Raw genomic sequence first — 11147 nt, 5'->3', positions numbered from 1 at the left:
TCTGCCGCCGGAAAATCAGCGGTGGGTTCGCGCAGATCGACTCAGGCTAATCAGGCTCTCTTGCGCCGACGGGAACGTCTGCACCGGGCCTTTGGGTGGAGCAAATGGTAGGTATCGTTAGGTCGCTAAGTTAACCCAGCATTAACAAAAAAGCCCTGCACTTTTTTCATCAGTGCAGGGCTTTGGATGGCGTCAGGCAAGCGTAGCCTCAATACCGATTGGGCTCCATTTCCAGTTCGACATGGAAGCGCTCGGCGATGTCTTTCTGGATACGTTGCGCCAGGTCGAGCAGTTGCGGGCCGGTGGCCGTGCCGTAGTTGACCAGCACCAGCGCCTGCAACTTGTGCACGCCGGCATCGCCATCGCGAAAACCCTTCCAGCCGGCGCGTTCGATCAGCCAGCCAGCGGCCAGTTTCATCTGCCCGTCCGCTTGCGGGTAAGCCACCAGATCCGGGTGCTGCGCTTTGATCTGCGTGACCACAGCGGCAGGCACCAGCGGATTCTTGAAGAAGCTGCCGGCATTGCCGAGCACCGCCGGGTCCGGCAGTTTTTCGCTGCGGATGCTGCAGATGGCGCGGCTGACATCGGTGGGCGTCGGCTGCTCGATGCCCTGCTCGCTCAGGCGCTGGCGCACCGGACCGTATTCCAGATGCAGGTGCGCTGCGCGATCAAGCTTGAAGCGCACCCGCAGAATCAGCCAACGTCCCGGCTGCTGCTTGAACAGGCTGTCGCGGTAGCCGAAATTGCAGTCTTCCAGACTGAAATCACGCAGCTCGCCGCTCTCGCGGTCCAGCGCGGTCAGGCCAGCAAACACGTCCTTGATCTCGACGCCATAGGCGCCGATGTTCTGCATCGGCGCGGCGCCGACGGTGCCGGGAATCAGGCTGAGGTTTTCCAGCCCGGCAAAACCCTGGGCCAGCGTGTGCTGCACGAACGGATGCCACGGTTCGCCCGCTTCCGCCTCGACCACCACGCGACTGCCATCATCGCTGAGCACGCGGATGCCGCGCGTGACCATGCGCAGCACCAACGCCGGAATATCCGCCGTCAGCAGCAAGTTGCTACCGCCGCCGATCACCAGTAACGGCACGTCATGGGAAGCGGCATAGGCCAGCGCTTCGCGGACATCGTCATCGCTGTGGGCTTCGGCAAACAGCTGCGCGCGCACATCGACGCCGAACGTATTGAAGGCCTGCAACGATACTTGCGGTTGCACCTGCAAACTCATAAACGGCCCTTCACTTCGATCAGCAACTGGTCGCAGGCCGCTTCTATCAGATCCAGCACCTGCTCGAAACCCTGATCGCCGTCGTAATACGGGTCCGGCACTTCATCGACCAGCCCGGCATAACGACGCAGGAACAGATCCAGCTCGGCCCTGCCGGTGGATGGCTGCAAAGCCTTGAGGTTGCGCAGATTGCTGTTGTCCATGGCGAGAATCAGGTCGTAGCTGGCGAAATCGGCCCGGCTGACCTGCTGCGCGCGTTGCGTCGACAGGTCATAACCGCGCAGTTTCGCTGCCGCCTGGCTGCGCTTGTCCGGCGGGTTACCGACGTGCCAGTCACCGGTGCCGGCGGAGGCTACTTCGACCACATTTGCCAGCCCGGCTTCACGCAACTTGTGGCGCAACACGCCTTCGGCGGTGGGCGAACGGCAGATGTTGCCCAGGCACACAAACAAAACGCGCATCAGGCCCCCAGCAGGCGACGAACCCGCTCAAGGTCTTCAACGGTGTCGACACCGGTCGGCGGCGCGATCAGCGCGTCGGCAACATGGATGCGCACGCCGTGCCACAGGGCACGCAGTTGCTCAAGGGATTCAGTGTTTTCCAGCCAGCATGGGCCCCAGTTGACGAAATCCTGAAGGAACCCGGCGCGATAGGCATATATACCGATGTGGCGGCGATAGGGCACGCCTTGCGGCAGTTGCTCGCGGCTCTTGGCAAATGCATCGCGAGCCCACGGCAAGGTGGCGCGACTGAAAGTCAGCGCGAGGCCGTTGATGTCGCTGGCGACCTTGACCACGTTGGGGTTGAACAGGGTTTCCACGTCTTCGATCGGCTCAGCCAGCGTGGCCATGCGCGCTTCGGTGTGAGCGGCCAGGTTAGCGGCGACCTGATCAATCACGCTTGGCGGAATCAGCGGCTCATCGCCCTGGACGTTGACCACGATCGCATCAGGCGCAAGACCGAGTTTCGCTGCGACCTCGGCCAGACGATCGGTGCCGGAATTGTGATCTTCACGGGTCAGCACCACTTCGGCGCCAAAGCTTTTGCACGCCTCGACGATGCGCGCGTCATCGGTGGCAACCACGACGCGGGTCGCGCTGCTTTTGCTCGCCTGTTCCCAGACATGCTGGATCATCGGCTTGCCGGCAATATCCAGCAACGGCTTGCCCGGCAGACGGGTCGAGGCGAACCGCGATGGGATGACAACGGTGAAGGCTGTGGTCATTTATCCAGGCGCTCGTCGGTGGTCAGGGTGCGCGCTTCGCTTTCCAGCATCACCGGGATGCCGTCGCGGATCGGGTACGCCAGACCAGCGCCCTTGCTGATCAGCTCGGTCTTGTCGGCACTGAGCTTGAGCGGACCTTTGCACACGGGGCAAGCGAGGATGTCGAGCAATTTGGTGTCCATGAACATTCCCAGAAATAAAAGAGTTAAGGCAGCAGACGATCCGGCAGCAGGCGCATCAGCTGAGTGTCGAACCAGGCCACGAAGGCTGGCGACGGCACGGCATCGACCGCCAGATACCACCAGTCGGCAGCAGCAAAGGCACGGCACTTCACCGCGTCCTTTTCGGTCATCACCAAGGGCAATGACGGGGTGAAATTCAACGCCTGCACGCTGTACTCGGCGTGATCGGCGAACGCGTGCGGGACTGGGCGCCAGTCTAGCGCTTCAAGGGTATTGAAGAAACGTTGTGGATTGCCGATACCGGCCACCGCGTGCAGCGCTTGCCCGGGCGGGAAATGCTCCAGTGACTGACGTTCGCCGCTGCGCAGATTGACCAGGGCCGTGGGTTGCAGGCGGAAGGCGAAACCATCGTCGCGATCATCAAGGGCACCGTTGAACAGCACGCCATCGACACTTTGCAGGCGCTCGACCGGCTCACGCAACGGCCCGGCCGGCAGACAGCGCTGATTGCCCAGCCCGCGCGCGGCATCGATCAGCACCAGCTCCAGATCCCGCGCGAGGCGATAATGCTGCATGCCATCGTCGGACAGAATCAGGTCCAGCGGCTCACTGGCAATCAAGGCTTTGACGGCGGCGCTGCGATCAGGATCGATCATCAGCGGCACGCCGGTGCGCTGGACGATCAGCAGCGGCTCGTCACCGGCAATCTCGGCGCTGTGCTCGGCCTCGACCCGCCACGGCAGGTGCGGCGGTTTGGCGCCGTAACCGCGGCTGACCACGCCGACGCGCAGTCCACGGCGTCGGCAATGTTCGATCAGCCAGAGAATCATCGGCGTCTTGCCGGTGCCACCGACGGTGATATTGCCGACCACGATCAGCGGTACGGGCGATTGGTAGATCTCTCCGTCACCGTCGAGAAAGCGCTGACGCTTGTTGATCACCACGCGGCGATACAGCATTTCCAGCGGCCGCAGCAGCGTCAGGGCCGGGTGCCCCTGATACCACGCGGCGAGCAGGCGATCGGACAGGCTCATCAGGATTTCGGCGCCGCCTCGACCGTGGTCATGCGCAGATGGCTGAAACCGAGCTTGCCGGCCGCGTCCATGGCAGTGATCACCGATTGATGCTGGGCCTTGCCATCGGCACTGATCGACAGCGGCATGTTGGTGTCGCCGTTGGATTCTTTCTGCATGGCTTCCATCAGCGTCGGCAGATCATTCTTCGGCAGAATCTTGTTGTTCACCGAGAACACGCCTTCGGCACTGATCGCGACATCCAGCTGTTTGACCTGCTGATCTTCGGCGGGCGAACCGCTGACCGCTTCCGGCAGATCCACGCGCAACTGGGTTTCCCGAGTGAAAGTGGTAGTCACCACGAAAAACAGCAGCAGGATAAACACCACGTCGATCAGCGACGCGAGGTTGATGTCCACGGTTTCCCGGGGCTTGCGACGGAATTTCACGCTTTGCCCTCGGCCAGGTCGACATCACGGTCGCCCTGCACCACTTCCACCAGTTTGATCGCTTCCTGCTCCATGCCGACCACCAGCTCGTCGATACGACGTTGCAGGAAGCGGTGGAAGAACACCGCCGGAATACCGACCATCAGGCCCGCAGCGGTCGTGATCAGCGCTTTGGAAATACCGCCGGCCAGTACCGAGGCATTGGTGGTCATGCCAGAGCCGGTGAAGGCACTGAAAATATCGATCATGCCCAACACGGTGCCGAGCAGGCCGAGCAGCGGCGCCATGGCGGCGATGGTGCCGAGGGCGTTGATGTAGCGTTCGAGTTCATGAATGACCCGCGCGGCGGCCTCTTCGATGCACTCTTTCATGATCTCGCGACCATGCTTGGAATTGGCCAGGCCTGCGGCGAGGATTTCCCCCAGCGGCGAGTTGGCGCGCAATTCCTTGAGTTTTTCCTTGTTGAGCTGCTTGTCCTTGATCCAGACCCAGACCTGACCCAGCAGATGCTCGGGGGTGACGCGACTGGCGCGCAGTGTCCACAGGCGCTCGGCGACGATCGCCATGGCCGCGATGGAACTCAGAATGATCGGCAACATCATCCAGCCGCCGGATTTGACCAATTCCCACACAGTGACAGTCCCCTCGAAAAAGTGCGCCACTTTACCATACCGATCCGCGATTAAGAGCCGCCGCCCCGACGACCGTGAGGTGGCACCCATGCTGGCACCGATCAACGGTCCGGGACCGGCGGATCGCGCCAGAAACGCCGCTGTTGCCGCATCGTCCACGGCGGCTTGAAGCTGCCCAGTTGCAAATGAATGGCACCTTGTTCGGCGCTGTCGTAGATGCGCAGGCCCTGTTTGCGATAGCGCGCCAGCACGGTTGGATGCGGATGACCGAAGGAGTTGCCGTGGCCACGGGAGATCAGTACCGCTTCGGGTTGCAAGGCTTTGAGCAGGGCCATCGATGATGAACTGCGACTGCCGTGATGTGGCGATTGCAGCCACTGCGTCGGCACGGCCAAAGCGCTGTCGAGCAGGACGCGCTCGGCATGAGTGTCGATATCGCCAGTGAGCAGCAGGCGTTCGCCGTTGGCTTCGATCTGCAACACACAGGAACGCTGGTTGCTGTCATCTGCCGCCGACCATTGCCAGAGCTGGAACCGCACGCCGTCCCACTGCCATTGTTCGCCACTTGCGCAGGCTTCGGCGTTCAGCTCCGGCGGCAGGTTTGGCGGATCGCCGCTGACCACGCGGTGCACGTTCAATCCACGCATGACCGCCCGGGCGCCGCCAGCGTGATCGGCGTCAGCGTGGCTGAGCAGCATCAGGTCGAGCTGTTGCACGTTGAGTTTGCGTAACGCTGGCAACACCACTCGCTCGCCGATATCGAAATCGCCGAAGCGCGGGCCGGCGTCATAGAGAAGCGCGTGATGGCGGGTGCGAACAAGGATGGCCAAGCCTTGGCCGACGTCGATTTGCCAGACATCGGCTCGCCTTTCTTCTATTCGCTCTTGAGGCGGCCATATCAAAAGCAACATCAGCGGCCAGCCCAATGGACGCATCGGCACGCCACGGGGAAACAGCAATAAAATCGCGCCAAGGCTGCCCAGGATCAACGCCCAGAGTGGAATGGCGGCTGGTATCCACGCCGGCCATTGCCCGGCAATCAGCGCCAGCCCGATAAACAGCCAGTCGATCAAACCACCGGCCAGCCACAACAGTCCTTCGCCAACATAAGGCACGGGCAGCAATAGCGTGCCGAGCAATGCCGGCGGCAGCACCACGAGGCTGACCCACGGAACGGCCAGCAGATTGGCTACAGGCCCGCTGACGCTGATGGGCAAGCTCAGCGCCAGCAACACCGGACACAAGCCGATCGCGATCAGCCACTGCGCGCGCGTCCAGGTCTGCCACCACCGCCAGGCCCCAAGCCGCCCGCCGAAGGTGAAAATCAGTACTGCAACGGCTGCGAAGGACAGCCAGAAACCTGGACGCAAACTGGCCAGCGGATCGAACAACAGCACGCCATTGAACGCCAGCAATAACGGCCACCACGCGCCGAGATGGCGAAAACGCAGCCGCCACAGCAGCACCAGCGTCACCATCACGCAGGCGCGCTGCACCGGCACATCGAACCCGGCGAGCAAGCCGTAACCCAACGCCGCCGCGAATGCCAGGCCACACGCCCACGGCAACCATGGCCAGCGCACCGGCCAGATTCCGAAACGCGCCAGCCCGGCAACCAGCAGATACATCACTGCGGCGAGCAAACCGATGTGCTGGCCGGAGATCACCAGCAGATGCACGGTGCCGGTGTCTTGCAGTACCTGCCAATCCTCGCGACTGAGCCCAGAGCCATCACCGAGCACCAGCGCTGCCAGCGCGCCCTCGCGTCCTTGCGCATCGGCCGACAGCAGGCGCTGGCGAACGCCGTCGCGCCATGCATACCGGGCCTCAGCCAGGCGCTGGCCATCCTTGATCGTGCCGGTCGCCCCAATCCGTTGCGCCAGCAGCCAGGCCTCGTAGTCGAAGGCGTGCGGGTTGAGCAGGCCACCCGGGCGCTTCAACTTCACCGCCAGTCGCCAGCGTTCGCCGCTGTTGACCGGCGGCCCGGCGTACCAGGCCAGGCGCAGCAGCGATGGCAGTTTTTCGTGGCGTGAGCGCGCATCAGCCAGCTCGAAACGCACCACGCCATCGCTGTGCTGCGGTAAGCCGACCACACGCCCTTCAAGCCAACGGGTTTCGCCGTCCAGGCTCGGTGGCAAGCGGTCATTCAGCGCCCACTGCGCACTGAAACAAGCCCACGTGAAACCAAACAGCAAACATGCCAATGGATAGCTGCGAAACGGCAGCAACATCAGCGCCACCATTGGCAGCACCAGCAACCAACCGACCGGCGGCAAGGCCGGCAAAAAAACCGGGGCCAGCAGACCGACTGCCAGCGCCATCATCCCTGTGCGCATATGCCCGTCCTTGAGAGTCCCCCCACTAGGCATAGCCGGTCTGCGGCACCACCGTCGTCAACAATTGTCACAAAGTCTGAATGGGCGGTTCGTAGAATCCAGACATACTTGCCGCCTTAACCGACCGAGAAGCCCTATGCCCCGGCGCTTATTCAAACGTTACATGCCCGACCCGACGAGCATCAGGGAACACAAATCCTTACGCTTTCTCGGCACGTTGCTGCATGACCCGAACCTCTGGCATCTCAACCGCCACTCGGTCGCCCGGGCGATGGCGGTCGGCCTGTTTGCGGCATTCCTGCCGATCCCGGCACAGATGCTGGTAGCGGCGGCATTGGCGGTGATGGTGCGCGGCAATATGCCAATCGCGGTGAGCCTGGTCTGGCTGACCAATCCGATCACCATGCCGGCGGTGTTTTTCTGCACCTACCAGGCCGGGGCGTTCCTGATGGATGTGCCGGCGCGGCATCTGCCGGACGAGTTGACCTGGGAATGGATCAGCGGTGAGCTGTCGACATTGTGGCAGCCGTTTTTATTGGGCTCGGTGGTTGTCGGCCTGGTGCTGGGCGTCCTCGCCTATTTTCTGGTGATGCTTTACTGGCGCTGGTGGGTGGCGCGGCAATGGCGGCGGCGCAAGCAAAGTCGGCAGAAATGAAAGCAAAACGGCCTCCGCGATGGGAGGCCGTTTTTTGTTGTGTCTGGGCTGGCCCCTTCGCGAGCAGGCTCGCTCCCACAGAGAACATCATTCCAATGTGGGAGCGAGCCTGCTCGCGAAGAAAGCGACGCGGTCGGGATCAGGTACGCATCCCGCGCCCGCTCACCAACAACCGCGCACAGCCGAGATACAGCACCACGGTCGCCACCAGCATGAAGGTGATGGCGATGCCGATACGGATATCCGAGACACCAAGGATGCCGTAGCGGAAGGCGTTGACCATGTGCAGCACCGGGTTGGCCAGCGACACGGTCTGCCAGAACGGTGGCAGCAAAGTGATCGAGTAGAACACGCCGCCAAGGTAAGTCAGCGGGGTCAGCACAAAGGTCGGGATGATCGAAATATCATCGAAGTTGCGCGCAAACACCGCGTTGATAAAGCCCAGCAGCGAGAAGATTGTCGCGGTCAGCACCACCACCAGGATGGTCACGCCGAGATGATGCACCTGCAAATCTGTGAAGAACAGCGACAGAATCGTCACGATCAGACCCACCGCCAGACCGCGCAATACCCCACCAATGGTGAAGCCGATCAGGATCGTGTGCGGTGACACCGGTGAGACCATCAGCTCTTCGATCGAGCGCTGGAACTTGCTGCCAAAGAAGCTCGACACCACGTTGCCGTACGAGTTGGTGATCACTGACATCATGATCAGACCCGGCACGATGTACTCCATGTAAGTGAAACCACCCATGTCGCCGATCTGCCGACCGATCAGGTTGCCGAAGATCACAAAGTACAGAACCATGGTGATCGCCGGCGGCAGCAACGTCTGCGGCCAGATCCGCATGAAGCGTTTGACCTCGCGGTAGACGATGGTTTGCAGGGCGACGAGGTTGGGACCGAACTCGGAACTCATACCGCCACCTTCGACAGATTTTTCTCCACCAGGGACACGAACAACTCCTCGAGGCGATTGGTTTTGTTACGCAGGCTCAGCACTTCGATGTTCTGCTGCGCCAACTGGGTGAACAACGCCGTGATGCCCATGGATTTGTCGACCTGCACTTCCAGGGTGTGGCCGTCGAGCAATCGGGCCGGGTAGCCGAGCAATTGCGGCGCAACGTGCAAGTCGTGTTTCAGGTCGAGCAAAAAGGTTTCCACGTGCAACTGGCCCAGCAACTGTTTCATGCTGGTGTTTTCGACAATGGTGCCGTGGTCAATGATGCCGATGTTGCGGCACAGCTGCTCGGCCTCTTCCAGATAATGCGTGGTCAGAATGATGGTGATGCCTTTCTGGTTCAGCTCGGTGAGGAAGGTCCACATCGAACGGCGAAGCTCGATGTCGACGCCCGCAGTCGGTTCATCAAGAATAAGCAGACGCGGTTCGTGCACCAGTGCACGAGCGATCATCAAACGCCGTTTCATGCCGCCGGACAGCGAACGCGACGGCACATCACGCTTGTCCCACAACCCCAGCTGGGTCAGGTACTGCTCGGCGCGTTCCTTGGCGACTTTCGCCGGAATGCCATAGTAGCCGGCCTGGGTTACGACGATGTCGAAGGTCTTTTCGAACTGGTTGAAGTTGAATTCCTGCGGCACCACGCCGATCGAGCGCTTGAGCGCCGCCGGGTTCTTGTCCAGGTCATTGCCGAAAATATTCACGGTGCCGCTGGTCTTGTTGACCAGGGTCGAGAGGATGCCGATGGTTGTGGATTTGCCGGCGCCGTTGGGGCCGAGCAAGGCGAAAAAATCACCTTCGGCGACGTCCAGATCGATACCACTCAAGGCCTGGAACCCGTTGCCGTAGGTTTTGGTTAGCTGCCGGATGGACAGAGCGGAACTCATATCGGATTTACGCACCAAGAAGGAAGGAAAGAAGTAAATAAGGGCGGGCGGCGAGGGAAACAACCGCGGCGCAAGTTCGCAATGGTGCTTGCCGCCGCCGCACAAGTACAGTCAAGTGTGTCGATAGTAATTATCAAGTCAACGCGGTCATGACCGCTTTCTGATAGGCCACACGCTGCTTCAAACGTTCATACCAGGCTTGGAGATGTGGTTGCGGGGCGCGCTCGATGGGCATTTCGAACCAGGCATAAATGAAGCTGCCCAGCGGGATGTCGCCCATGCCGATGTCATTGCCGGAGAGATAAGGCTGGCTGATCAGGGCATGGTCGGCCATGTTCAGCAATTCATCGCATTCCTTGATCGCGGCGTTGATCGCCTTCCAGTCCTGCTTCTCGGAGGGCGTGCGCAGCACACCCCAGAACACCGTGCGAAACGGCCCGGCGAAACTGGAAGTGGTCCAGTCCATCCATTTGTCCGCCGTGGCGCGGGCTTGCGCATCCGCCGGGTACCAAGCGCTGTCTGGGGCGTGCTTGGCCAGCAGGTAGCGAACGATGGCGTTGGATTCCCAAAGCACGAAACCGTCATCCTCGATCACCGGCACCCGGCCATTGGGGTTCATCGCGCGGTACTCGGGCGTATCGACCACACCGAACGCGCCGCCGGCATCGATGGCCTCGTAAGCCAGGCCCAACTCTTCGGCAGCCCACAAGGGCTTTCTGACGTTCGATGAATTTTTTCGTCCCCAGATCTTCAGCATGACCGCCTCTTTGCAAGTGAGTGGACGGCCAGCATACGCCGGATCAGGTGCGACTCAAATCCGCCTGCATATCGCCCAGCAGCACCGGCAGTTGCTCACTGAACAGATGCGGATAGCACTTTTGCAGGTGCTCGAAGAAGAACGTTTCCGGCACATCGGTGAACTGGCCGTGATCGAGCAGATATTCCATCAACTGCGCGCCATCACGGTTGAACGGGTGGAAAACGCTGTCGTTGACCCCGTCGAATTCCAGCGCTGCGACGTTGAACAGCTCGCACAGTTGCTGGTTGAACGCCGGCGTCGCCTTGACCCAGCGGCCGTCGAGAAACAGCTCGGTGTAGCCATGCATAGCGAACACGTCGCTTTTCAGCAGCTCGAGCAAACGCGGCGTCGACAAATGATTGCGCACATCGGCCAGACCGATGCGCGCCGGGATCCCGCAATGCCGGGCACAACCGGCGAGCAGCGTAGCTTTCGGCACGCAGTAACTTTCTCCTGCTGCGAGTGCGTAACTGCCACACAAAGTTTGCGGATCACGACTGAAGGTGTAGGGGTTGTAGCGCACCGCCTCGCGCACGGCGTAATACAGACTGATCGCCTGCTCACGCGGATCGTTACTGGCGCCGCGATGCTGCTCGGCGAACTCCACCACCGCCGGGTGGTCACTATCGATGAAGCGGCCGGGGCTCAGATACTCGTGCATGACGGCAATCTCCTGGGTAAGCCACGAGTCTAGCGACAGCCTGAGCACAGAGATAACGACGTTTCGGCCAAACCTGAAAGCAAAGCTGCGCAGCAACGAACGATTTCCCACACGTGTTG

13 protein-coding genes are annotated in these 11147 nt (G+C 61.3%); 1 reads left to right on the top strand and 12 read right to left on the bottom strand.

The window, feature by feature from the left end; all coding sequences use genetic code 11:
- Positions 1-208 precede the first annotated feature (208 nt).
- The 8 genes from murB to CKW30_RS19150 form a co-directional block, all read right to left on the bottom strand.
- Entirely contained in the window at positions 209-1228 is a 1020-nt protein-coding gene (gene murB / locus CKW30_RS19185) for a UDP-N-acetylmuramate dehydrogenase (RefSeq protein WP_095181616.1), read from the bottom strand.
- The gene (locus CKW30_RS19180; protein WP_095181615.1) at positions 1225-1689 is read right to left on the bottom strand and encodes a low molecular weight protein-tyrosine-phosphatase; all 465 of its coding nucleotides are present in this window, start codon (positions 1687-1689) and stop codon (positions 1225-1227) included. The genes murB and CKW30_RS19180 overlap by 4 nt, the downstream gene beginning before the upstream one ends.
- Positions 1689-2453, bottom strand: coding sequence for a 3-deoxy-manno-octulosonate cytidylyltransferase (gene kdsB, locus CKW30_RS19175; RefSeq protein WP_095181614.1), 765 nt, complete (start codon positions 2451-2453; stop codon positions 1689-1691). Before kdsB ends, CKW30_RS19180 begins: the two co-directional genes overlap by 1 nt.
- On the bottom strand, positions 2450-2635 hold the full coding sequence (locus tag CKW30_RS19170; protein WP_003179363.1) for a Trm112 family protein: 186 nt from the start codon (positions 2633-2635) through the stop codon (positions 2450-2452). Before CKW30_RS19170 ends, kdsB begins: the two co-directional genes overlap by 4 nt.
- A 23-nt stretch (positions 2636-2658) precedes the next feature.
- Positions 2659-3669: a tetraacyldisaccharide 4'-kinase gene (lpxK, locus tag CKW30_RS19165; protein WP_095181613.1), complete on the bottom strand. Its 1011-nt coding sequence runs from the start codon at positions 3667-3669 to the stop codon at positions 2659-2661.
- Positions 3669-4097 carry a biopolymer transporter ExbD gene (locus CKW30_RS19160; RefSeq protein WP_041479458.1) on the bottom strand — a complete coding sequence of 143 codons (429 nt, stop codon included), beginning with the start codon at positions 4095-4097 and terminating at the stop codon, positions 3669-3671. The genes lpxK and CKW30_RS19160 overlap by 1 nt, the downstream gene beginning before the upstream one ends.
- Positions 4094-4729 carry a MotA/TolQ/ExbB proton channel family protein gene (locus CKW30_RS19155; protein ID WP_016771007.1) on the bottom strand — a complete coding sequence of 212 codons (636 nt, stop codon included), beginning with the start codon at positions 4727-4729 and terminating at the stop codon, positions 4094-4096. The genes CKW30_RS19160 and CKW30_RS19155 overlap by 4 nt, the downstream gene beginning before the upstream one ends.
- Before the next feature lie 101 nt (positions 4730-4830).
- Positions 4831-7065, bottom strand: coding sequence for a DNA internalization-related competence protein ComEC/Rec2 (locus CKW30_RS19150; protein ID WP_095181612.1), 2235 nt, complete (start codon positions 7063-7065; stop codon positions 4831-4833).
- A gap of 136 nt (positions 7066-7201) precedes the next feature.
- Here CKW30_RS19150 and CKW30_RS19145 point away from each other — a divergent pair, with 136 nt between their 5' ends.
- Positions 7202-7720, top strand: a complete 519-nt coding sequence (locus tag CKW30_RS19145) for a DUF2062 domain-containing protein (protein WP_039760200.1) — start codon at positions 7202-7204, stop codon at positions 7718-7720.
- A 139-nt stretch (positions 7721-7859) separates the two neighbouring features.
- On the opposite strand, the gene CKW30_RS19140 is transcribed toward CKW30_RS19145, so the two are convergent.
- The 4 genes from CKW30_RS19140 to CKW30_RS19125 form a co-directional block, all read right to left on the bottom strand.
- Entirely contained in the window at positions 7860-8639 is a 780-nt protein-coding gene (locus CKW30_RS19140) for an ABC transporter permease (RefSeq protein WP_039760202.1), read from the bottom strand.
- Positions 8636-9568 (bottom strand): ABC transporter ATP-binding protein, encoded by a 933-nt coding sequence (locus tag CKW30_RS19135; protein ID WP_095181611.1) that lies wholly within the window; start codon positions 9566-9568, stop codon positions 8636-8638. Before CKW30_RS19135 ends, CKW30_RS19140 begins: the two co-directional genes overlap by 4 nt.
- 133 nt (positions 9569-9701) lie before the next feature.
- Positions 9702-10325, bottom strand: a complete 624-nt coding sequence (locus CKW30_RS19130; RefSeq protein ID WP_095181610.1) for a glutathione S-transferase family protein — start codon at positions 10323-10325, stop codon at positions 9702-9704.
- A gap of 43 nt (positions 10326-10368) precedes the next feature.
- Positions 10369-11028, bottom strand: a complete 660-nt coding sequence (locus tag CKW30_RS19125; protein WP_095181609.1) for a transglutaminase family protein — start codon at positions 11026-11028, stop codon at positions 10369-10371.
- Positions 11029-11147: the final 119 nt, after the last annotated feature.

The organism is Pseudomonas sp. Irchel 3F6 (assembly GCF_900187595.1).
GTDB lineage: Bacteria > Pseudomonadota > Gammaproteobacteria > Pseudomonadales > Pseudomonadaceae > Aquipseudomonas > Aquipseudomonas siliginis.
The sequence above is the reverse complement of the archived record's forward strand: the minus strand, read 5'-3'. Positions and strand labels throughout refer to the sequence as shown.